Annotated in this window: 22 protein-coding genes and 1 pseudogene; 9 read left to right on the top strand and 14 right to left on the bottom strand. The window is 69.6% G+C overall.

The features are described 5' to 3' along the window. Positions 1–109: 109 nt before the first annotated feature. Positions 110–313: a hypothetical protein gene (locus OHT21_RS01505; protein ID WP_328766294.1), complete on the bottom strand. Its 204-nt coding sequence runs from the start codon at positions 311–313 to the stop codon at positions 110–112. Positions 314–471: 158 nt separating this feature from the next. Here OHT21_RS01505 and OHT21_RS01510 point away from each other — a divergent pair. Continuing rightward, a pseudogene (locus OHT21_RS01510) lies at positions 472–1,764 on the top strand (glycoside hydrolase family 27 protein); the annotation flags it as partial. A gap of 263 nt (positions 1,765–2,027) precedes the next feature. Here OHT21_RS01510 and OHT21_RS01515 read toward each other — a convergent pair. Further along, the gene (locus OHT21_RS01515; protein WP_328766295.1) at positions 2,028–2,987 is read right to left on the bottom strand and encodes an ROK family protein; all 960 of its coding nucleotides are present in this window, start codon (positions 2,985–2,987) and stop codon (positions 2,028–2,030) included. A gap of 306 nt (positions 2,988–3,293) precedes the next feature. On the opposite strand from OHT21_RS01515, the gene OHT21_RS01520 reads away from it, so the two are divergent. Next, complete coding sequence (locus OHT21_RS01520) at positions 3,294–4,358, top strand: LacI family DNA-binding transcriptional regulator (protein WP_328766296.1); 1,065 nt, start codon at positions 3,294–3,296, stop codon at positions 4,356–4,358. A 3-nt stretch (positions 4,359–4,361) separates the two neighbouring features. After that, positions 4,362–5,141 carry a hypothetical protein gene (locus OHT21_RS01525; protein ID WP_328766297.1) on the top strand — a complete coding sequence of 260 codons (780 nt, stop codon included), beginning with the start codon at positions 4,362–4,364 and terminating at the stop codon, positions 5,139–5,141. Here OHT21_RS01525 and OHT21_RS01530 read toward each other — a convergent pair. Both OHT21_RS01530 and OHT21_RS01535 read right to left on the bottom strand, forming a co-directional pair. After that, positions 5,111–6,811 carry a serine/threonine-protein kinase gene (locus tag OHT21_RS01530; protein WP_328766298.1) on the bottom strand — a complete coding sequence of 567 codons (1,701 nt, stop codon included), beginning with the start codon at positions 6,809–6,811 and terminating at the stop codon, positions 5,111–5,113. The two genes, OHT21_RS01525 and OHT21_RS01530, sit on opposite strands and share 31 nt — an antisense overlap. A gap of 129 nt (positions 6,812–6,940) precedes the next feature. Continuing rightward, a complete protein-coding gene (locus OHT21_RS01535; RefSeq protein WP_328766299.1) occupies positions 6,941–8,245 on the bottom strand; it encodes a DUF6986 family protein in 1,305 nt (434 codons plus the stop codon). Between the two features lie 213 nt (positions 8,246–8,458). On the opposite strand from OHT21_RS01535, the gene OHT21_RS01540 reads away from it, so the two are divergent. Further along, positions 8,459–9,367 (top strand): endonuclease/exonuclease/phosphatase family protein, encoded by a 909-nt coding sequence (locus tag OHT21_RS01540; RefSeq protein ID WP_328766300.1) that lies wholly within the window; start codon positions 8,459–8,461, stop codon positions 9,365–9,367. An 81-nt stretch (positions 9,368–9,448) separates the two neighbouring features. Here OHT21_RS01540 and OHT21_RS01545 read toward each other — a convergent pair whose 3' ends face one another. The 4 genes from OHT21_RS01545 to OHT21_RS01560 form a co-directional block, all read right to left on the bottom strand. After that, positions 9,449–10,411, bottom strand: coding sequence for an electron transfer flavoprotein subunit alpha/FixB family protein (locus tag OHT21_RS01545; protein WP_328766301.1), 963 nt, complete (start codon positions 10,409–10,411; stop codon positions 9,449–9,451). A gap of 54 nt (positions 10,412–10,465) precedes the next feature. Continuing rightward, on the bottom strand, positions 10,466–11,251 hold the full coding sequence (locus tag OHT21_RS01550; RefSeq protein ID WP_328766302.1) for an electron transfer flavoprotein subunit beta/FixA family protein: 786 nt from the start codon (positions 11,249–11,251) through the stop codon (positions 10,466–10,468). Positions 11,252–11,465: 214 nt separating this feature from the next. Then, positions 11,466–11,969: a flavin reductase family protein gene (locus OHT21_RS01555; RefSeq protein ID WP_328766303.1), complete on the bottom strand. Its 504-nt coding sequence runs from the start codon at positions 11,967–11,969 to the stop codon at positions 11,466–11,468. Positions 11,970–12,066: 97 nt separating this feature from the next. Continuing rightward, positions 12,067–12,435 (bottom strand): TlpA family protein disulfide reductase, encoded by a 369-nt coding sequence (locus OHT21_RS01560; RefSeq protein WP_328766304.1) that lies wholly within the window; start codon positions 12,433–12,435, stop codon positions 12,067–12,069. A 243-nt stretch (positions 12,436–12,678) separates the two neighbouring features. Here OHT21_RS01560 and OHT21_RS01565 point away from each other — a divergent pair, with 243 nt between their 5' ends. Continuing rightward, a complete protein-coding gene (locus OHT21_RS01565; protein ID WP_165338151.1) occupies positions 12,679–13,407 on the top strand; it encodes a lysophospholipid acyltransferase family protein in 729 nt (242 codons plus the stop codon). A 34-nt stretch (positions 13,408–13,441) separates the two neighbouring features. Here the strand turns inward: OHT21_RS01565 and OHT21_RS01570 are convergent, their stop codons facing one another. Continuing rightward, the gene (locus OHT21_RS01570; protein ID WP_328766308.1) at positions 13,442–14,035 is read right to left on the bottom strand and encodes a transglutaminase family protein; all 594 of its coding nucleotides are present in this window, start codon (positions 14,033–14,035) and stop codon (positions 13,442–13,444) included. A 147-nt stretch (positions 14,036–14,182) separates the two neighbouring features. Between OHT21_RS01570 and OHT21_RS01575 the strand changes: the two genes are divergently transcribed. Together OHT21_RS01575 and OHT21_RS01580 are read left to right on the top strand one after the other, a co-directional pair. Next, positions 14,183–14,674 carry a DUF2975 domain-containing protein gene (locus OHT21_RS01575; RefSeq protein WP_328766310.1) on the top strand — a complete coding sequence of 164 codons (492 nt, stop codon included), beginning with the start codon at positions 14,183–14,185 and terminating at the stop codon, positions 14,672–14,674. Continuing rightward, a complete protein-coding gene (locus OHT21_RS01580; protein ID WP_165338154.1) occupies positions 14,674–14,919 on the top strand; it encodes a helix-turn-helix domain-containing protein in 246 nt (81 codons plus the stop codon). Before OHT21_RS01575 ends, OHT21_RS01580 begins: the two co-directional genes overlap by 1 nt. Before the next feature lie 10 nt (positions 14,920–14,929). Here OHT21_RS01580 and OHT21_RS01585 read toward each other — a convergent pair whose 3' ends face one another. Genes OHT21_RS01585 through OHT21_RS01595 form a run of 3 tightly spaced genes read right to left on the bottom strand, consistent with a single transcriptional unit; the run spans position 14,930 to position 18,179 of the window. Further along, positions 14,930–16,000 carry a threonine aldolase family protein gene (locus OHT21_RS01585; protein WP_328766312.1) on the bottom strand — a complete coding sequence of 357 codons (1,071 nt, stop codon included), beginning with the start codon at positions 15,998–16,000 and terminating at the stop codon, positions 14,930–14,932. Beyond that, a complete protein-coding gene (locus OHT21_RS01590; protein ID WP_328766314.1) occupies positions 15,997–16,743 on the bottom strand; it encodes an SDR family NAD(P)-dependent oxidoreductase in 747 nt (248 codons plus the stop codon). Before OHT21_RS01590 ends, OHT21_RS01585 begins: the two co-directional genes overlap by 4 nt. A gap of 38 nt (positions 16,744–16,781) precedes the next feature. Next, a complete protein-coding gene (locus tag OHT21_RS01595) occupies positions 16,782–18,179 on the bottom strand; it encodes a DUF6421 family protein (protein ID WP_328766316.1) in 1,398 nt (465 codons plus the stop codon). A 379-nt stretch (positions 18,180–18,558) separates the two neighbouring features. Here OHT21_RS01595 and OHT21_RS01600 point away from each other — a divergent pair, with 379 nt between their 5' ends. Continuing rightward, entirely contained in the window at positions 18,559–19,242 is a 684-nt protein-coding gene (locus tag OHT21_RS01600; RefSeq protein ID WP_328766317.1) for a glycerophosphodiester phosphodiesterase, read from the top strand. A 3-nt stretch (positions 19,243–19,245) separates the two neighbouring features. Here the strand turns inward: OHT21_RS01600 and OHT21_RS01605 are convergent, their stop codons facing one another. Then, complete coding sequence (locus OHT21_RS01605) at positions 19,246–19,788, bottom strand: GNAT family N-acetyltransferase (protein WP_328766319.1); 543 nt, start codon at positions 19,786–19,788, stop codon at positions 19,246–19,248. A gap of 72 nt (positions 19,789–19,860) precedes the next feature. Between OHT21_RS01605 and OHT21_RS01610 the strand changes: the two genes are divergently transcribed. Then, positions 19,861–20,247 carry a VOC family protein gene (locus OHT21_RS01610; RefSeq protein ID WP_328766322.1) on the top strand — a complete coding sequence of 129 codons (387 nt, stop codon included), beginning with the start codon at positions 19,861–19,863 and terminating at the stop codon, positions 20,245–20,247. 11 nt (positions 20,248–20,258) lie between these two features. Here the strand turns inward: OHT21_RS01610 and OHT21_RS01615 are convergent, their stop codons facing one another. Beyond that, a complete protein-coding gene (locus OHT21_RS01615; protein WP_328766324.1) occupies positions 20,259–20,630 on the bottom strand; it encodes a VOC family protein in 372 nt (123 codons plus the stop codon). Between the last annotated feature and the right edge of the window lie 17 nt (positions 20,631–20,647).

The following is a 20,647-nucleotide window of genomic DNA, read 5'->3' on the forward strand; positions in this document are numbered from 1 at the left end:
GTGGGCGGGCCGGGCTTCTTGTCGGGACATCGAGATGTCGATATGCCGAGCTATCGGGATGTCGGGCTACTGAGATGTCGAGATACGGCCCCGCGGAGCCGCAGTTGGCTCAGCCCTTCTGATGCTGAGTGTTCTCCACCACGGGGTTGACGGCCGCCTTGCCCTCGCCGACCGTCTTGTCCAGCGTGCTGAGCGTGTCCTGTACGTCGAGCTTGCCGAGAGCGTCGCCTTCGAGTGAGTGGGACGGGGTGACGGCCGCCACCACGAATCCGGCGGCGAGGGACGCGACGGCGAGCATGCTTCGCTTCTTCATGCCCGGCTCAACTGCGAAACGGCGCATGAGTCACGGTCATCCCTTCTTCCCACACGGTCCGCTCTTCCAACATGGTTCGGTGCGGCCTACCGTGAGCGCCGCCGACGACTTCCACCCCGGTAGTCACCCATCTTTCGCGAGTACGGAGGAACGTAACGATGCGTCATCTCCCAACCCGCACCACCCGACGAAGAGTGCTCGGAGCGCTCGCCACCGCCGTCCTGTGCACGAGCGGGCTCACGGCCTCCGTCGCGGCACAGGCCCCGGGCGACACCGACACAGCCGGCCCCCTCCTGGACGACGGGCAGGCCCGCACCCCGCCGATGGGCTTCAACAACTGGAACGCCACGCACTGCCGGGCCGAGTTCGACGAGTCGATGGTCAAGGGCATCGCCGACATCTTCGTCGAGAAGGGGCTCAAGGACGCCGGCTATCAGTACGTCAACCTGGACGACTGCTGGGCGCTGCCGGAGCGCGACGCGAACGGCAAGTTGGTGCCGGACCCGGTCCGGTTCCCCAATGGAATCAAGGCAGTTGCGGACTACGTCCACTCCAAGGGACTCAAGCTCGGCATCTACACCAGCGCCGGCACCAAGACATGTAACACGGCCGGCTTCCCCGGTGCGCTGGGCCACGAGTACAGCGACGCCCAGCAGTTCGCGGACTGGGGCGTCGACTACCTCAAGTACGACAACTGCAACAACCAAGGCGTGGACGCCAAGCAGCGCTACACGACCATGCGCGACGCCCTCAAGACCGCCTCCGAGAAGACGGGGCGCCCCATCGTCTACAGCATCTGCGAGTGGGGCGAGAACAAGCCCTGGGAGTGGGCGGCGGACGTCGGGCATCTGTGGCGTACGACCGGAGACATCAGCGACAACTGGGGCTCGATGTTGTCAATCATGAAGAAGAACCTGCCGCTCGCCGAGTACGCCGGTCCCGGGCACTGGAACGACCCCGACATGCTGGAGGTCGGCAACGGCGGGATGACGGACACGGAGTACCGCACCCACTTCTCGATGTGGTCGATCATGGCCGCGCCGCTGCTCATCGGCTCCGATCTGCGGTCGGTGTCCGAGGAGACCTTCGACATCCTCGGCAACGAGGAGGTCATCGCGGTCGATCAGGACCCGCTGGGCACGCAGGGCGCGGTCGTTTCCTCCGAGGGCGGGCGCTGGGTTGTCGCCAAGGAGATGCAGGACGGCAGCCGCGCAGTGGCCCTGTTCAACGAGACCGGCAGCCCTCAGAACATCGCCACGACCGCGCAGGCCGTCGGGCTGCCCGAGGCCGCCGCGTACACGGTGCGCGACCTGTGGCAGCACAAGAGCGACACCACGACGGGCGCGATCACGGCGACCGTACCGGCGCACGGCACGGTTCTCGTCCGCGTCTCGGCCGACACCAAGGGGGCCGAGCACCCGGCCGCCGCCGAACTCGCCCTGGAGGCAGCCGGTTAGGCCGATGCGGGCAGGCTGACCGCCGCGCTCCGTTCGGCCGAGCCGGGTCCGGTCGACGCGGCAAGCGCCGCCTGGCGCCGGCCTCCGCGCTCCGTTCGGCCGAGCCGGGCCCGGACGACGCGGCAAGCGCCGCCTGGCGCCGGCCTCCGCGCTCCGTTCGGCCGAGCCGGGCCCGGACGACGCGGCAAGCGCCGCCTGGCGCTGACCGCCGCGCTGTTCGGCCAAGCAGCTCGTACGAGATCCCGCGCGGCGCGGCGTCAGCCTCCCACCCCCGCCGCTGTCGCGCTCGGCCTCCGGCTGAGCGCGGCTGCCGCGGCGCCGACCAGGCCGGCGTCCGTCCCCATCTGGGCGGGCGCCACGGTGAGGCGCTGGGCGAATGACAGCGTCGCGTAGTCGCGCAGGGCGGCGCGCAGGGGCGTGAACAGGAGGTCGCCCGCCTTGCCCACTCCCCCGCCGATCACCGCGATGTCGATCTCCACCAGGTTCGCCGTCGCGGCGATACCCGCGGCCAGGGCCTGGGCGGCGCGTTCGAAGGAGGCCAGGGCGACCGGGTCGCCCGCGCGGGCGGCGTCGGCCACCGCGGCGGCCGAGGTGTCCCCGTCGGGGCCAGGCTGCCAGCCGCCCTCGATGGCGCGGCGCGCGATGTTCGGCCCGCTCGCGATGCGCTCCACGCAACCGCGGGACCCGCACGGGCAGAGGTCGCCGTCGAGGTCCACGCTGATGTGACCGATGTGGCCGGCGTTGCCCGTGGGCCCCGGATGCAGCCGGCCGCCCAGGACCAGACCGCCGCCGACGCCGGTGGAGACGACCATGCACAGCGCGTTGTCGTGCCCGCGGGCCGCGCCCTGCCAGTGCTCGGCGGCCGTGATCGCCACACCGTCGCCGATCAGCTCCACGGGCAGCCCCGCTGTGGCGGCGCGAACCCGCTCGACCAGCGGATAGTCGCGCCAGCCCGGGATGTTCACGGGGCTCACCGTGCCCTTCGAGGCGTCCACCGGGCCCGCGCTGCCGATACCGAGGGCGGTGGCGCGGCTCCACAGCGGCGAGCCGGTGATCTCGCCGAGCACTGCCTCGACGGCCCCCATGATGGTGTCGCCGTCCTCCTGTGCGGGCGTGGCGCGCTGCGCGCGCAGGAGGATCCGGCCCTGGCCGTCGACCAGCGCTCCGGCGATCTTGGTGCCGCCGATGTCGAGCGCGGCCACGAGGTCGGTGTGCATTTGTGTCTGCTTCTCCCGGTGCGGTGTCGTTCCTGCGGCGGCCGCGGCGGCGGCGCCCCCGAAGTCTTACCAGGGATGTCCCCCTTGACCCCGGCCGATGGAACAGGCAGCACGACTGGCCTCGACGTCAGGCAGCACGACTGGTCCCGTAGCAGGGCGGGCCGGAGAATGCGGGGGATAGTGTCTCCCGCATCTGACAACGTTGTCCAGGCCCTATGCTCGACGCCACATCCGTATGAGCACGGAACAACCACGCATTGACCACGCACTGAGTACGCATAGAGCACGTCAGGACCAACGCACCCCGTGGACAACAGGACAGGACAGCGCATCGTGGCCGAGACCGCCCGCCGAACCGACAACCGCTACGGCAACCGTCCGACCATGAAAGACGTCGCGGCGCGTGCCGGAGTCGGCCTAAAGACGGTGTCGCGCGTAGTCAACGGTGAGCCCGGGGTCACCCCGGACACCGAGCGCCGGGTGCAGGAGGCGATCGACGCGCTGGGTTTTCGCCGTAACGACAGCGCGCGGGTGCTGCGCAAGGGACGTACCGCGAGCATCGGCCTGGTCCTGGAGGATCTCTCCGACCCGTTCTACGGCCCGCTCAGCCGCGCGGTCGAGGAGGTGGCCCGCGCCCACGGCGCCCTGCTGATCAACGGTTCCAGCGCCGAAGACCCGGACCGCGAGCAGGAGTTGGTGCTGGCACTGTGCGCGCGCCGGGTGGACGGGCTCGTCGTCATCCCGGCCGGTGACGACCACCGCTATCTGGAACCGGAGATAAAAGCGGGCGTCGCCACGGTCTTCGTGGACCGCCCCGCCGGCCAGATCGACGCGGACGTCGTCCTGTCCGACAACTTCGGCGGTGCACGCGACGGCGTCGCCCATCTCATCGCCCACGGGCACCGCCGGATCGGCTTCATCGGCGACATGCCCCGCATCCACACCGCCGCCGAGCGGCTGCGCGGCTATCGCACCGCCATGGACGCCGCGGGCATCCCGGTCGAGGAGGCCTGGACGTCCCTGGGCATCACCGATCCGCAGCGGGTCCGCCGGGCCGCCGAGGCCATGCTGTCGGGGCCCTCTCCCGTCACCGCGATCTTCACGGGCAACAACCGTGTGACGGTCACCGTCGTCCGCGTCCTCGCCGAACACTCCCGGCCCGTCGCCCTGGTCGGTTTCGACGACATCGAACTCGCCGATCTCCTCCAGCCCGGCGTCACCGTCGTCGCCCAGGACTCCGCCCAGCTCGGCCGCACCGCCGCCGAGCGCCTCTTCCACCGCCTCGACGGCACACTCGCCCTCCCGGAGCGCGTCGAGCTCCCGACCAGGCTGATCACCCGCGGCTCGGGCGAACTGCCCCCGGCGAGCTGACCGATGACCCATCCGGATCACCACACCCTGGCGGCACTCGGCCTCGCCGAGGCCCCGCGCGACCACCCCCTGACCTATCCGGGCGCCTGGCCCGAGGAGTCCGGACTCCTGGACGGCGACCGGCTGTTGCCGCTGACCCGCCTCACCTTCGAGGACCGCGTCCCGGTCCTCGCGGTCGGCTCCAACGCCTGCCCCGCCCAACTCCGCCACAAGATGCGGGAGTACGGGATCGCGGCGCCCCTTCCCCTGGTGAAGGCGAAGGTCACAGGCATCGAGATCGGTGTCTCCGCGCACATCACCGGGCTCGGTTACGTGTCCGCCTCCCCCTTCCGCGCTCCCGGACTCACCCGCGAGTTGTTCCTCACCTGGCTGAACCCGGCGCAGCTCGACGCGATCGACAGGAGCGAGGGCGTCACCTCGCCGTCCGGTCCGTACGACCGTGTCCTGCTGCCCGCTGCCGACGTTCCCGTCGAGCTGGAGTCGGGCGAGCTGCTCGACGGCGCACATCTCTACGTGAACCGGCGGGGCGTCCTCCACAACGGCTCCGGAACCCCGCACACACATCCCGGCGAGCATGCACTGCTGATCGAACTCCTCGCCGAATCACCGCGGTTGAGGGAGCTGTTCGGCTCCACCCCCGAGGAGTTCTGCGCCCGGGCGCGCGGCAACCTGGCCCTGTGCATGCGCGGCACCCGGCTGTTCGCCGAGTTGGGGTGGACGACGGCCTCCGGCCTGGAGAAGTACGTACGCGCTCAGCAGAGCGGCAGTCCCGGCACCGGTTGATCGTTGTCGCCGCCCTTGATGTAGACGTCGCTGATGAAGACGTCCTTGTTGCCGCTGTCGTCGTCGGTCTTCGCCCACCAGATGTTGGTCCACTCGCCGTATGTCTCGCGGCGGCCCAGGTTCTGCTGGCAGTAGAAGTAGTTGATGCCCTCGTTCAGGGTGCCGACCTCGGTCCCGTCCGCGGTGTAGGACGTGGCGGTGCGCCAGACGTCGCAGTTGTACTTGCCGCCGCCGATGGACTCGCAGCCGGGGGCGGGCTCAGCGCCGCCTCCGCCGCCACTCGTGCCGCCCGAGTTGCCGCCTGTGGAGCCGCCGTCGTCGGTGGCGCTCGGCGCGGGGGCGGGGTCCTTCTTCGTCGGCTCGGCGGCCTCCGTGCGCTCCGGCTTCCCGGGTCCGGGTGTGGGCGAGGTCCGCTTGTCGCCCTGCTCTGTGGGGTCGTCGGACGGCTTCAGCGTGCCGGGGCTGGGGTCCGCCGAGGACGGGGAGTCGCCGGCTTCCTGGGAGGCCGAAGGCCGCGCGGAGTTCTCGGAGTCGTCGGTGTTGGTCAGCAGGGCCACGGTGACGCCGGTCGCGGCCAGGACGGCGGTGACTGCGGCGGCGGCGAGAAGGGCTCGGGCCTTACGAGGCCGAGGGCCGCGGCCGGAGGCGGAGTCGGAGGCGGTGGTCTCGCCCTGAGGCTGTGGCGCTGCGGGGCCTGGTGCGGCCGAGCCCGGCGGCCCGAAGCCGGGCGGTACCGCCGGGGCGCTTCGCTCGGTGGCCTCGCGTTGCTTCGCCGCGGGTCCGCCCAGGTTGGTGGTGGCCGAGTCCTGGCCGGCCGCCCGCGCCACCGCTTCCAGCAGCTCGCGTGCCCGGTCGGCGTCCGGCCGGTCCTCCGGCTGCTTCTGCATGAGTTCCTGCAGTACGGGGGCCAGCGGCCCGGAGGCCCGTGGCTCGGGCAGCGGTTCGGACACGATCGCGGTGAGCGTGGACCAGGTCGACGTACGCCGGAACGGTGAGGTGCCCTCGACGGCCGCGTACAGCGTGGCGCCCAGGGCCCACACGTCGGAGGCGGGCCCGAAGTCGTGGCCCTGGGCCCGCTCGGGCGCCAAGTAGTCCAGGGAGCCGACCAGTTCACCGCTTCGGGTGAGATGCGTGGTGGCGCCGTCGCCGGGGTCCTCCATCGTCGCGATGCCGAAGTCGGTGAGGACCACGCGGCCGGAGCGGTCGAGCAGGATGTTGCCGGGCTTCACGTCGCGGTGCAGGACTCCGGCGCGATGGGCGGCCGCCAGGGCGTCCATGACTTTCGCGCCGATCTCGGCGGCCTCGCCCGGTTCGCAGGGCCCTTCCTCACGCAGGACATCGTCCAGGGAGGGCCCGTCGACCAGCTCCATGACGATCAGCGGACGCCCGTCGACCTCGGCGACGTCGTGCACAGCAATGACTCCGGGGTGGCGCACGCGGGCCGCCGCACGCGCCTCGCGCTGCATCCTGCGCCCCAGGTCGGCGAGTTCGGGACCTCCGGCGTCGGTGTACGTCCGCAGTTCCTTGACCGCGACCTCACGGCCCAGGACCTCGTCGAGAGCCCGCCAGACGACGCCCATACCGCCGCGCCCGAGCTGGGCCACAACGCGATAGCGCCCGGCCAGCAGCCGACCGACCCCGTCCGTGCTTTCGTTCGCCCCCGAAGACACCGCTGCCCCGTTCCTGTGTCACGCCATGAGTGGCGTTCAGCCTACGGGGCACGAGTGACAGTCGATGCACAGGAGCGGCCGCTGTGACGATCTCGGTACGCGAAGGTCGCCTCCGGCCCAACGGGCCCTCTACCTGGCCGAGTTCGTCAAGTCGGCACGCCTCGGCGCCGCGTAATCCTCCAGGTCCGCGCGAGTCAGGCCCGTCGCGCGCGCCACCTCCGCGATGTCGAGGGCGCCGCAGTCCAGGCCGCGCAGCAGGTAGCCGCTGAGCGCCTTGGCGGTGGCGGGTTCGTCCATCACGTCGCCACCCGTGCGGTTGACATACCGGGCGAGGCGCAACGCGGCCTGCCCGAAGCCCTCGCGATAGTAGGCGAACACGGCGGCGTACCGGGTCGGGAGGTGACGCGGGTGCATGTCCCAGCCCTGGTAGTAGGCGCGGGCGAGGGCGCGGCGGGTGAGGCCGTAGTGCAGCCGCCAGGCGTCGTGGACCTGCGAAGTCGGGCCCACGGGAAGGACGTTGGTGGAGCCGTCCGAGACGCGTACGCCGGTGCCTGCCGCCGCGACCTGCATGATCGCCTTGGCGTGGTCGGCTGCCGGGTGGTCGCTCGCCTGGTGGGCGGCGCTGACGCCGAGGCAGGCGCTGTAGTCGAAGGTCCCGTAGTGCAGGCCCGTGGCGCGGCCCTCGGCGGCCTGGATCATCCGGGCGACGGTGGCGGTGCCGTCGGTGGCGAGAATGGCCTGGCTGGTCTCGATCTGGATCTCGAACCCGATCCGCCCGGGCTCGAGTTGGTGTGCCTTCTCGAACTCCTCCAGCAGCCGCACCATCGCGGTGACCTGCTCGGCGTACGTCACCTTCGGCAGCGTCAGGACCAGCCCGTCCGGCAGTCCGCCCGCCTCCATCAGCCCGGTCAGGAAGATGTCGAGGGTCCGGATGCCCCGGTCGCGTACCGGCGCTTCCATGCACTTCATACGGATGCCCATGTACGGGGCTGCCGTGCCCTTCTCGTACGCCTCCGACACCAGCCGCGCGGCACGGGCGGCGGCCTCGTCCTCCTCGGCGTCGGGGCGCGGGCCGTAGCCGTCCTCGAAGTCGACGCGCAGGTCTTCGATGGGCTCGTGCTCCAGCTTGGCCCGTACACGGGCGTGGACGGGTTCGGCCAGTTCGTCGGCGAGGCCGAGAACGGCGGCGAACGAGGCGGCGTCCGGGGCGTGATCGTCGAGGGCGGCGAGGGCCTGCTCGCCCCAGGAGCGGATGGTGTCGGCGGCGAACACGTCACCGGGTACGTAGACGGTGTGGACGGGCTGACGGGTCCCCGGGTCTCCGGGGTAGCGGCGCTCCAGTTCGGCGTCGACCGGGGCGAGGGAGGCGCTGATCTCCTCGCTGACGGCGCCCGCGAGGCTCGTCGCCACCTTCTCCTGCGCGCCCTGGCCCATCCCGACACCCTCTCGATTTTCCGCTGGCCGGAATCAACAATCCGTAGAGCGAAGCTATCCGCGGACCTTCCCGCTGGTCAACACCCACCTCCGCCCAGCTCCACCCCGGGACTTCCCTCTGTGGCCACCACGCCCTCTCGACATGTTCACGACCAACTCCGACACTTCGGTGCGCACGACTCGCCCGGCATCCGTCATCGAAGGAGCCCACCCGTGCCCATCAAGCACAGCCGAGTCACGCGTCGTCTGGGCCTGAAGACCGCCATCGCCGCCGCGGTCGCCCTGCCTCTGTCCAGTACAGCACCCCTCACCGCGACCGCCGCGGCGCCGGACAGATCCAGCCGCCGCCTGGAAGTCATGTCGTTCAATCTCCGGTACGCGAGCACCAGCGAACCCAACAGCTGGGCCGCCCGCCGCCCCGTAACGCGCGAACTGCTGCGCCGCGAAAGCCTCCACGTCATCGGCACCCAGGAGGGCCTCTACCAGCAGGTGCGCGACATCGAGGCCGACCTCGGACCGAACTTCGACTGGATCGGCACGGGCCGCGCGGGCGGCAGTCGCGACGAGTTCATGGCGGTCTTCTACGACACCCGCCGGCTGGCCCCTGTGGAGTACGACCACTTCTGGCTCTCCGACACGCCCAGCGTGATCGGCTCGAACACCTGGGGCGGCGGCTCCATCCGCATGGTGACCTGGGTCCGCTTCCGCGATCTGCGCGACGGGGAGCGGCAGTTCTACTTCCTCAACACCCACCTCGACAACGCGAGTCAGAACGCACGCGCGCGTGCCGCCCAGCTGATCGCCCAGCGCATCGCGGGCCTCGACCGGTCACTGCCGCTGGTGGTGACCGGCGACTTTAACGTCGCCGCGCACAAGAACCCCGTCTACGACACGATGCTGGGCGCCGGTCTCGTCGACACCTGGGACACGGCGGCCGAGCGAAGCAAGCTGTACGCGACCTTCCACGGTTACCGGCCGCTGGTCCCGGACGGCGACCGTATCGACTGGGTCCTCACCACTCCCGGCGTCACCGCACACCGAGCCTCGATCAACACCTTCTCCGCGAACGGCCAGTTCCCGAGCGACCATCTGCCTGTCCAGGCGTCGCTGACTCTGGGCTGAGCACCGGCATGAGCCCGGAATGAGGCGAGGCCCCCGTGACCGCGTCGACGGTCACAGGGGCCTCGTACTGCTCAGAGACACTCAGCCCTTACGGGTCTTGATCTCCTCGGTGAGCTGCGGGACGACCTCGAAGAGGTCGCCGACCACGCCGTAGTCGACCAGGTCGAAGATCGGGGCCTCGGCGTCCTTGTTGACCGCCACGATCGTCTTCGAGGTCTGCATACCGGCCCGGTGCTGGATCGCACCCGAGATACCGGAAGCGATGTACAGCTGCGGCGAGACGGACTTGCCGGTCTGACCGACCTGGTTGGAGTGCGGGTACCAGCCGGCGTCCACCGCGGCACGCGAGGCGCCAACAGCGGCGCCGAGGGAGTCGGCGAGCGCCTCGATGATCGCGAAGTTCTCCGCGCCGTTGACGCCACGGCCACCGGAGACCACGATCGCGGCCTCGGTCAGCTCCGGACGACCGGTCGACTCACGCGGCGTACGGGACGTGACCTTGGTGCCGGTCGCCTGCTCCGAGAAGGACACGGACAGCGCCTCGACCGCACCGGCGGCCGGAGCGGGCTCCACGGCCGCGCTGTTCGGCTTGACCGTGATGACCGGAGTGCCCTTGGAGACACGGGACTTGGTGGAGAAGGCGGCGGCGAACACCGACTGCGTGGCCACCGGGCCCTCGTCGCCGGCCTCCAGGTCGACGGCGTCGGTGATGATGCCCGAGCCGATACGCACCGCGAGGCGAGCGGCGATCTCCTTGCCCTCGGCCGAGGAGGGAACGAGGACTGCGGCCGGGGAGACGGACTCGTACGCGGCCTGCAGAGCGTCCACCTTCGGGACGACCAGGTAGTCGGCGAACTCGGGGGCGTCCGCGGTCAGGACGCGGGTCGCGCCGTGCTCGGCCAGCGCGGCGGCGGTGTCGGCGGCGCCCGCGCCAAGCGCGACGGCGACCGGCTCGCCGATGCGGCGGGCCAGGGTCAGCAGCTCCAGGGTGGGCTTGCGGACGGCACCGTCCACGTGGTCGACGTAGACGAGGACTTCAGCCATGGGACTTCTTCTCTCCTGCTTGCGAAGTGTGCGGGGCGGTAAGCGACTTGGGCCTTAGATGAACTTCTGGCCCGCGAGGAACTCAGCGAGCTGCTTGCCGCCCTCGCCCTCGTCCTTGACGATCGTGCCGGCCGTGCGCGCCGGGCGCTCCGCGGCGGAGTCAACGACCGTGTAGGCGCCCTCCAGACCGACCTCCTCGGCCTCGATGTCGAGGTCGGACAGGTCCCAGGAGGTCACCGGCTTCTTCTTGGCGGCCATGATGCCCTTGAAGGAGGGGTAGCGCGCCTCGCCCGACTGGTCGGTGACCGACACGACCGCCGGCAGGGAGGCCTCGAGCTGCTCGGAGGCGGAGTCGCCGTCGCGGCGGCCCTTGACCGTGCCGTCCTCGACGGAGACCTCGGAGAGCAGGGTGACCTGCGGGACGCCCAGGCGCTCGGCGACCAGCGCCGGTACGACACCCATGGTGCCGTCGGTGGACGCCATGCCGGAGATCACCAGGTCGTAGCCGGCCTTCTCGATGGCCTTGGCCAGCACCAGGGAGGTGCCGATGGCGTCCGTGCCGTGCAGGTCGTCGTCCTCGACGTGGATGGCCTTGTCGGCGCCCATGGACAGCGCCTTGCGCAGCGCGTCCTTGGCGTCCTCGGGGCCGATGGTCAGGACGGTGATCTCCGCGTCGTCGGCGTCCTCGGCGATCTGCAGTGCCTGCTCGACCGCGTACTCGTCGAGCTCCGAGAGCAGACCGTCCACGTCGTCGCGATCGACGGTCAGGTCATCGGCGAAGTGCCGGTCGCCAGTGGCGTCGGGCACGTACTTCACAGTGACAACGATCCTCAAGCTCACGCCGGCTCTCCTACTGCAATCGTCATTTCCGAGCTGCCTTCTTTCAGGCAGCATAGGCGCCTCAAGCGGCCCGTCCCGGTTGGGGCGGCCTGCGCTCCGAACCAAATATTACTCGCCAGTACACCCAGTTCTTGCCCGCTAAGCAAGCGCTTTGAACTGTGACCTTTGCAACGCAGCGTAATCGGAACCCGACGCTTGCGCACAAGTCGGCCACTCAATCACGCAGACCGTTGAAGCGCCCCTGGTGATAGAGCAACGGGCGCCCGACGCCCGTGGGATCACCGAGGACGACCTCAGCGAGAACCAGGCGGTGGTCCCCCGCGGGTACACGCGCGACGATCCGGCATACGAGCCAGGCCAGGACGTCGTCGAGTACGGGTACGCCCTCGGGGCCCTCACTCCAGCCGGTGGGCGCGGCGAAACGGTCGGCGCCGCTGCGGGCGAAGGTAGCGGCCAGCTCCTGCTGATGCTCGCCGAGTATGTGGACGCCGACGTGCTCCGTCTCGGAGATCACCGGCCAGCTGGACGCGCTCGTGCCGATGCCGAAGGAGACCATCGGGGGCTCGGCGGACACGGAGGTGAGCGAGGTGGCGGTGAAGCCGACCGGGCTGCCGCCGCCCTGCGCGGTGATCACGGCTACTCCGGCCGCGTGCCGCCGGAAGACCGAGCGCAGCAGGTCGGGAGAGGCGAGTTGAGGGAGAAGGACTTCCGGGGGCACAGGGTCACGCTGTCGATGTGTGGTGCGTGCAGTCAAGTGCGTTCCAGCATCTGGGAGATGTGTCACCTGCGGTGCCGCGGGGCGAATGCGCCGGTCGTCAGAGCGTGGCAACGGCCTCTCCCAGCGCGGCGATCACGTCCGCCTTACGGGGCTGTCCGGTGGCACGCCGGACGACGCGTCCCTCCATGTCGAGCACCAGGACGGTCGGGGTCTTGAGGATGCCGAGTTCGCGTACGAGCTCCAGGTGGTCCTCGGCGTCGATCTCGACGTGGGTCACGCCCGGGACCATTCCGGCCACTTCGGCGAGCACCCTGCGGGTCGCCCGGCAGGGTGCGCAGAAGGCGCTGGAGAACTGGACCAGCGTGGCCCGTTCACCGAGGTCGTCTCCCAACTCGGCCGCGTCGAGCCGCTGTTCGGTGTCGCGCCCGCGCACGTTCGTCCTCCTGCTTCGCCGCTGATGCCGCACTCCGTAGTCGCCCGCCGCCGCGAGCGCCCTGCCCCTTCAGCACTTATGAAAGCCCGAAGATTCCCGGCCCATTGGAGTCGGACCATCCCCCGAAGTGACGAGAATCTCGCCGTTCGAATGAACGAGGACTGGCTACTCGTCCGTTCTTCGGGCACGATCTGCCCAATGCCGTAAACCTACGGCTGCGTAACTTTCCCGCCGGGAGCCCCCCTTCCCAGGCAGAGAGAAGGGTCCACTCCGTCCATGGCTGAGCTTGCCTACCGTCCCGCCATCGGTCTCGCCCGCACGCTGTTCAAGGCCTGGGACCTGAAGATCGACTGCAAGGGATCGGAGAACATCCCGCGCTCGGGCGGTGCGGTGCTGGTGAGCAATCACATCAGCTACCTCGACTTCATCTTCGACGGTCTCGCCGCCCTGCCGCAGAAGCGCCTGGTCCGCTTCATGGCGAAGGAGTCGGTGTTCCGGCACAAGGTCTCCGGCCCGCTGATGCGCAACATGAAGCACATCCCCGTGGACCGCAAGAACGGTGAGGCCGCGTACGCGCACGCGCTGGACTCACTGCGTTCCGGTGAAATCGTCGGAGTCTTCCCGGAGGCCACGATTTCACAGTCGTTCACGCTGAAGAGCTTCAAGTCGGGTGCCGCGCGCATGGCCCAGGAGGCCGGCGTCCCGTTGATCCCGATGGCCCTGTGGGGTACGCAGCGTCTGTGGACGAAGGGCCACCCGAAGAACTTCAAGCGGAGCCACATCCCGATCACCATCCGGGTGGGCGAGGCGATCGAGGCCTCCCGCGACAAGTACGCGGGCGCGATCACCCGGCAGGTGCGCGAGCGCGTCCAGGAACTCCTGGAAGCAGCCCAGCGCGCCTACCCCGTACGCCCCAAGGACCCGAACGACACCTGGTGGATGCCGGCCCACCTCGGCGGCACGGCCCCCACTCCGGAAGAGGTCAAGGCCGCCGAGGCGCGCTGAGCCGCCGCTTCGCGCCTACCTTGCCTGCCTTGCCTCAGAGTGCGGTGGGGAGCGTCTTCCACAGGTACTCGCGGTCGGGGGCAGCCTTGAGGGCGCGCAGAACAGCCGGGTGAGGTTCGGCATACAGAACTGAGTAGTCCGTCTCATTGGACTTCGGGTCGGGCACCCAGGCCAGGCGCTCCCCCTCGAGCGAGAACTGGGCGTCGACCCCCGGCTTGTTGCCGCGGGGGTCCTGCCGATGCCATGCCCCGTTGAACCGCACGGCGACGAGACCGTGCACGCAGAGCGCACTGCCATCGTCATGCATCAGCGACTGGTAGCACAGCGCCGTAGGGATGTCCTCGGCCCGCAGCAGCGCGGCCAAGGCGTGGGCCTTGGCGTGGCAGATACCGGTCCCCTGCTCCAGGACGTCCGAGGCACGCCAGGTGACGCGCGGATCACCGCTGTCAGCCGAGTGCGGGATGCCGTCGCGGACAAACTCGTACGCCGCTCGTGCATAGGCATACGAGTCGGCGATCGTCGATGCGAGGCGCGCCGCCGTCTCCCGTACGAGCGGATGATGATGGTCGATGACCTCGTCGGCGGCCAAGTACGCGGAAAGGTCAGGGGTTTCCTGGATCGGCTCCATGCCCGCAGAGCATAGGAACGCGACGAGCAGGGAGTCAATGACTTTTCCATGAGTAGCATATTTATGCAGTCATCCCACCACCCCCCCCCTTGCCACGCCTATCGAATATCGATAGATTCCCATCGTGATTCGATCGAGAGAGAAGTGATGGGAAAGCTCACAGTGCGTGCGCTGCGCGCCGTGCTGGTGGTGGTGCTCGCCGGCACCGTGTTCGTACAGGCATTGATGGTGTGGGCGTTGGTCAGCGGGAGCGACCCGGAGGACGGGTCGCTCCCGCTGACCCCGCTGCGCGTGATCACGATCCTGGGCATGGTGTCGGTCCAGGTTGCCCTGGTCTGTGTATGGCGGCTGGTGACGATGGTGCGACACGGAACTGTGTTCTCCCACGCCGCCTTCCGGTACGTGGACGGCGTGATCGGCGCGATCGTGGCGGCTGCCCTCGTGTGGTTCGCGGTCACGGTCATCAATGCGCCGGGCCAGCAGGACGACCCGGGCGTCACCGTCATCATGGGCGGGGTTGGCGTGGCCATCCTGGGGGTCGCGCTCCTCGTGCTCGTGCTGCGGATGCTGCTCGCCCAGGCCGTCGCGCGTGACGTCGAAGCGGCGCAGATGCAGGCCGAGTTGGACGAGGTGATCTGATGCCGATCGCCGTCGATATCGACGTGATGCTGGCCAGGCGCAAGATGTCCGTGGGCGAACTCGCGGACCGCGTCGGGATCACGCCCGCCAACCTGGCGGTGCTCAAGAACGGCCGCGCGAAGGCGGTCCGCTTCACCACCCTTGCCGCGCTCTGCGAGGTGCTCGAGTGTCAGCCGGGGGACCTGCTGCGCTGGGAGGCGGAGGACGCCGAGGAGGCGCGGACGGGCGAGGTCAGCCGTCGGTGAACGTGGCCTCCTAGCGCGCCATCTCCTCCTTGAGGGCCGCCAGGAAGCCGTCCACGTCGTCCTCCGTCGTGTCGAAGGAGCACATCCAGCGGACGTCGCCTGCCTCCTCGTCCCAGAAGTAGAAGCGGTAGCGCTTCTGGAGGCGTTCGCTCACGTCGTGGGGCAGCCGGGCGAAGACCGCGTTGGCCTGCACCGGGTGGAGGATCTCGACGCCGTGGACCGCGCGCACGCCCTCGGCGAGGCGCTGGGCCATCTCGTTGGAGTGGCGGGCATTGCGCAGCCACAGGTCCTTGGCGAGCAGCGCCTCCAACTGCACGGAGACGAAGCGCATCTTGGAGGCGAGTTGCATCGACAGCTTGCGCAGGTGCTTCATATGGCTGACGGCGTCCTGGTTGAGGACCACGACCGCCTCGCCGAACAGCGCGCCGTTCTTGGTGCCACCGAAGGACAGCACGTCCACGCCGACCGCGTCGGTGAACGCGCGCATCGGCACGTTCAGCGAGGCGGCGGCGTTGGCGATCCGGGCCCCGTCGAGGTGCACCTTCATGCCGCGGGCGTGGGCGTGCTCGCAGATCGCGCGGATCTCGTCGGGCGTGTAGACGGTGCCGAGTTCGGTGTTCTGGGTGATCGAGACGACCTGCGGCATCGCGCGGTGCTCGTCCTCCCAGCCGTACGCCTGCCGGTCGATCAGCCCGGGTGTGAGCTTGCCGTCGGGGGTGGGCACCGTCAGCAGCTTGAGGCCGCCCATGCGCTCGGGGGCGCCGCCCTCGTCGACGTTGATGTGCGCGCTCTCCGCGCAGATCACCGCGCCCCAGCGGTCCGTGAGCGCCTGGAGTGCCACGACGTTGGCGCCCGTCCCGTTGAAGACGGGGAACGCCTCGGCCGTCGCGCCGAAGTGACTGCGCATCACCTGCTGGAGGTTTTCGGTGTACGCGTCCTCGCCGTACGCGACCTGGTGACCGCCGTTGGCCAGGGCCAGGGCGGCGAGCACCTCGGGATGGGCTCCCGCGTAGTTGTCGCTGGCGAAGCCGCGGATCTCCGGGTCGTGATGACGCCGCGCGTCGGTCTTCGGAGGGTTCACGGCTTCTTTGTCAGCCACAGGCGCTGTCCGTTCACTTCGGCGGCGGGCCGCTCCCAGACGTCGGCGATGGCTTCGGCCAGGTCCTTGACGTCCGTGAAACCCGCGAACTTCGCGTTGGGGCGTTCGGCGCGCATCGCGTCGTGCACCAACGCCTTCACGACCAGGATCGCAGCCGCCGACGTGGGCCCGGACGCGCCCCCGGCCTTGCGGAAGTAGTCGGCGAGCGCCAGCGTCCAGGCTTCGGCGGCGGCCTTCGCGGCGGCGTAGGCGGCGTTGCCCGCGGTGGGCTTGCTCGCCCCCGCGGCGCTGATCAGGACGTACCGGCCGCGATCGCTGCGCTGCAAGGCCTCGTGGAAGGCGAGGGAGGTGTGCGCCACCGTACGGATGAGCAGCATCTCGAGGAAGTCCCAGTCGTCGAGGCTCGTCCTGGCGAAGGTCTCGCTGCCGCGCCAGCCGCCGACGAGGTGGACCAGGCCGTCGACGCGGCCGAAGTCCTTCTCGATGCGGGTGGCCCAGTCCTGAGCCGACTGTCGGTCGAGCAGGTCGACCGTGTCCCCGACGACGGTCGCGCCGCCGTGTGCGTAGCTCGCCGCGTCCACGGCCTCCGCGAGCCGCTCCGGATCGTTGTCCGAGCCGATGACGACCGCGCCGGCCTCGGCGAGCCGCATCAATGTGGCCCGGCCTGCGGGACCACCGGCACCGGCCACCGCGATCACCGCGCCGTCGAGCGCACCGTTCCCCATGGTCCTCGCCTCCTGAGCAGTGTTCGTAGCGAGGTCACTCACGCGGCGACCCGCTCGGCGCTCTCCGCGGTGATGCCCTTCGTCGAGGCAATCACGTTCTTCAGCTTCTTGGACAGTGCCTCATAGAACATGCTCAGCGGAAACTCGTCCGGAAGCACGTCATCGACGAGTTTTCGCGGCGGCTGACTCAGATCGAGGGCGTCGGGGCCCTTGGCCCACTTGGAGCCCGGGTGCGGGGCGAGGTAGGTCGAGACCAGTTCGTAGCCGGCGAACCAGTGGACCAGCTTCGGGCGGTCGATGCCCTCGCGGTACAGCTTCTCGATCTCGGCGCACAGCTCGTTGGTGACCTGCGGGGCGCGCTGCCAGTCGATGGACAGCTTGTTGTCGGTCCAGCGGACGACATCGTGCTTGTGCAGGTACGCGAAGAGCAGCTGGCCACCGAGGCCGTCGTAGTTGCGGACGCGCTCGCCGGTGACCGGGAAGCGGAACATCCGGTCGAAGAGCACCGCGTACTGGACGTCACGGCCCTGCGAGACGCCGTCGGCCTCCAGCTTCACGGCCTCCCGGAAGGCGGTGAGGTCGCAGCGCAGCTCCTCCAGGCCGTACATCCAGAACGGCTGGCGCTGCTTGATCATGAACGGGTCGAAGGGCAGGTCGCCATGGCTGTGGGTGCGGTCGTGGACCATGTCCCACAGGACGAAGGCCTGCTGGCAGCGGTCCTGGTCGGCGACCATCTCGCGTACGTCCTCGGGCAGTTCGAGCCCGAGGATGCCGACGGCGGCCTCGGTGACCCGGCGGAACCGGGCGGCCTCGCGGTCACAGAAGATGCCGCCCCAGCTGAACCTCTCGGGGGCCTCGCGCACGGCGATGGTCTCCGGGAAGAGGACGGCCGAGTTGGTGTCGTAGCCGGAGGTGAAGTCCTCGAAGGTGATGCCGCAGAACAGCGGGTTGTCGTAGCGGGTGCGCTCCAGCTCGGCGAGCCAGTCCGGCCAGACCATGCGCAGTACGAGGGCTTCGAGGTTGCGGTTCGGATTGCCGTTCTGCGTGTACATCGGGAAGACGACCAGGTGCTGGAGGCCGTCCCGGCGGTTGGCGGCGGGCTGGAAGGCCAGCAGCGAGTCGAGGAAGTCGGGCACCGTGAAGCCGCCGTCTGCCCAGCGCCGCAGGTCGGCGACCAGCGCCTTGTGGTACGCGGCGTCGTGCGGCAGCAGAGGTGCGAGCACCTCGACCGCGTCCACGACACGGCGTACGGCGCGCTCGGCGTCGTCGCGATCGGGGGCGCCCTCGGCTTCGAAGTCGATCGAGCCGTCCTTGGACTGCCATGGCCGGATCCGCTCCACGGCATCCTTGAGCACGGGCCAGGCTGGGTGCTCCACCACCCTGCCACCGGGAGGAACCTGCTCCTCCGTACCCACCTGCACAAGAATTTCCGTCATGACCCCATCCTCCACGGGAGAACCTCGCGTACCCACACCGTATGCACGTGGGGTTCTCTCCCACAAGTGGAGGTTCGGGAAATCGTCCTGCGCCACCCCATCTTCACCGCTCTTTTTCCTGCGAGATACCGTTCAGGCGATTACTTCCGCCGCTGCCTGGGTAGCGGTGCATGCGGTCGGCGTGCGGACGGTCAACCCGCCCCATGACTCGCCCACCCGAGGGTGAGCCCGGGCCCGCTGCAGGCAGCTGGAATGCGTGATTCCTCGCGTTCGGACCGGGTCCATCGCCGAGCTGGGCGATTAGGCTGCGGCTGGCCGCGTGGGCACGGGACCGCAGCGCGCGGCTGCCGAGCCGCCGTCGACGGAAGCGGAGTCAGTCTTGAACTTCCTCACCATCGGTCACCGCGGAATCATGGGTGTCGAACCCGAGAACACCCTCCGTTCCTTCGTCGCCGCCGAGCAGGCCGGCCTCGACGTGATCGAACTCGATCTGCATCTGAGCAAGGACGGCGCTCTCGTCGTCATGCACGACGCCGACGTGGACCGGACGACCGACGGTTCGGGGCCGATCGCCGAGCAGACCCTCGCCGAGCTGCGCACGCTGGACGCGGGCCGCGGTGAGCGCATCCCGGTCTTCGAGGAGGTCCTGGACGCCGTCGCGGCTCCGCTTCAGGCGGAGATCAAGGACGTCGCGGCGGCCCGGGCGCTCGCCGAGGTCATGCACCGGCGGGATCTGGCCGGCCGGGTCGAGGTGCTGTCGTTCCACGACGAGGCGGTCGCCGAGATCGGGCGGCTCGTTCCGGGCGTACGCACCGGGCTGGTCGCCAGCCGGTACGGCACCGATGTCGTTGAGCGCGCCATCGCTGTCGGCGCCACCAGTGTCGTACTGAATATCCGGCGGCTCACCCTGGAGATCGTCGAGTGCGCGCGCAAGGCGGATCTGCGGATCATCGGCTGGGTGGTGAACACGCAGGACCATCTGCGGCTGGTACGCGCCCTGGAGCTGGACGGCGCGACCACCGACTACCCGGAGATCAAGCGCACCGGCCGCTTCACGGCCTGACGCCTATACGAGCGGCTTCACCAGCAGCTCGAACTCCAGGTCGTCGCGCTGTGGAATGCCGAACCGCTCATCGCCGTACGGGAAGGGCGTCATCTGTCCCGTACGGCGGTAGCCGCGCCGCTCGTACCAGGCGATGAGGTCTTCTCGTGCGGTGATCACGGTCATGTGCATCTCCGCGGCGCCCCAGTTCACGCGCGCGTACCGCTCGGCCTCGGCGAGGATCACCTTGCCGAGGCCCCCGCCCTGCTGCGCCGGGCTGACCGCGAACATGCCGAAGTAGGCGTGGTCACCGCGGTGTTCGAGCTGGCAGCAGGCGATCAGGGTGCCGTCGCGCTCGACCACGCGCAGTCGGCTGTCCGGCGCCTTGATGACCTCGAGCACGCCCTCCGGGTCTGTCCGCTGCCCCTGAAGGATGTCCGCCTCGGTGGTCCAGCCGGTCCGGCTGGAGTCCCCGCGGTAGGCCGACTCGATCAGCGCGACCAGGGAGTCGACGTCGGCGTCGGTGGCATCTCGGAAGGTCAGTCCGGTGGATGCGGCGGTGTCCATGGAGGGGGTCTCCGATCTCGGCGCGGCTCGGGCACCGACGAGGGTAGCCCTCTCCCACTAAGGTGCGACTCCATGGTGCACGTACTGAGCAGCCGGACCCTGCTCCGGCCTACCGACCCCGAACGATCCCGCGCCTTCTACGGCGAGCAACTGGGCCTCGCCGTCTACCGAGAGTTCGGCACCGGACCGGAGCGCGGCACCGTCTACTTCCTCGGCGGCGGTTTCCTGGAGGTCGCGGGCCGCTCCGAGGAACCCCCCTCCCCCGCGGTCAAGCTGTGGCTCCAGGTGGCGGACGCGACGGCCGCGTACGAGGAGCTGACTGATCGGGGCGTCGAGATCGTACGGCCCCCGGTCAAGGAGCCGTGGGGTCTGATCGAGATGTGGCTCACGGATCCGGACGGGACCGAGATCGTGGTGGTGGAGGTGCCGGCGGACCATCCGCTGCGGTATCGGCCGTAGGGCTTGGCTCGTCAGTCCCAGCACAGGCAGAACGGGTGGCCCACCGGATCCGCGTACACGCGCCAGCCCCGGCGGCCGTTCTCGTCGTCCAGGTCGAGTGGGGTGGCGCCGAGGGCCAGTACCTGGGCCTCGGCGGCTTCGATGTCCTGGATGGTGAAGTCCAGATGCATCTGCTGAGAGTTCTCGTCGGCTCGCGGCCAGTCCGGCGGGCGGTAGCCGTGAGCCCGCTGGAACGCGATCTGGTGGCCGCCGGGCGCGTGGAGGACGTACCAGTTGTCGTTGAACTGCTTGATGTCACCGCCGAGCACGCCCGCGTAGAAGGCGGCGAGGGCCGGGGGATCCGGGCAGTCCAGGGCTACGAGGCGGTACTCGGCGATAGGCATGGTGTGGACGTCCTTTC

It is taken from the genome of Streptomyces sp. NBC_00286 (genome assembly GCF_036173125.1).
Classification (GTDB): Bacteria; Actinomycetota; Actinomycetes; order Streptomycetales; family Streptomycetaceae; genus Streptomyces.

Bases quoted from the DNA above. Each gene is read 5' to 3' on its own strand.
- OHT21_RS01505 (WP_328766294.1), bottom strand. From the start codon at position 313: ATGAAGAAGCGAAGCATGCTCGCCGTCGCGTCCCTCGCCGCCGGATTC.
- OHT21_RS01515 (WP_328766295.1), bottom strand. From the start codon at position 2,987: ATGCACACCGACCTCGTGGCCGCGCTCGACATCGGCGGCACCAAGATC.
- OHT21_RS01525 (WP_328766297.1), top strand. From the start codon at position 4,362: ATGACCCATCCGGATCACCACACCCTGGCGGCACTCGGCCTCGCCGAG.
- OHT21_RS01535 (WP_328766299.1), bottom strand. From the start codon at position 8,245: ATGGGCCAGGGCGCGCAGGAGAAGGTGGCGACGAGCCTCGCGGGCGCC.
- OHT21_RS01545 (WP_328766301.1), bottom strand. From the start codon at position 10,411: ATGGCTGAAGTCCTCGTCTACGTCGACCACGTGGACGGTGCCGTCCGC.
- OHT21_RS01565 (WP_165338151.1), top strand. From the start codon at position 12,679: ATGGCTGAGCTTGCCTACCGTCCCGCCATCGGTCTCGCCCGCACGCTG.
- OHT21_RS01570 (WP_328766308.1), bottom strand. From the start codon at position 14,035: ATGGAGCCGATCCAGGAAACCCCTGACCTTTCCGCGTACTTGGCCGCC.
- OHT21_RS01575 (WP_328766310.1), top strand. From the start codon at position 14,183: ATGGGAAAGCTCACAGTGCGTGCGCTGCGCGCCGTGCTGGTGGTGGTG.
- OHT21_RS01580 (WP_165338154.1), top strand. From the start codon at position 14,674: ATGCCGATCGCCGTCGATATCGACGTGATGCTGGCCAGGCGCAAGATG.
- OHT21_RS01590 (WP_328766314.1), bottom strand. From the start codon at position 16,743: ATGGGGAACGGTGCGCTCGACGGCGCGGTGATCGCGGTGGCCGGTGCC.
- OHT21_RS01595 (WP_328766316.1), bottom strand. From the start codon at position 18,179: ATGACGGAAATTCTTGTGCAGGTGGGTACGGAGGAGCAGGTTCCTCCC.
- OHT21_RS01605 (WP_328766319.1), bottom strand. From the start codon at position 19,788: ATGGACACCGCCGCATCCACCGGACTGACCTTCCGAGATGCCACCGAC.
- OHT21_RS01610 (WP_328766322.1), top strand. From the start codon at position 19,861: ATGGTGCACGTACTGAGCAGCCGGACCCTGCTCCGGCCTACCGACCCC.
- OHT21_RS01615 (WP_328766324.1), bottom strand. From the start codon at position 20,630: ATGCCTATCGCCGAGTACCGCCTCGTAGCCCTGGACTGCCCGGATCCC.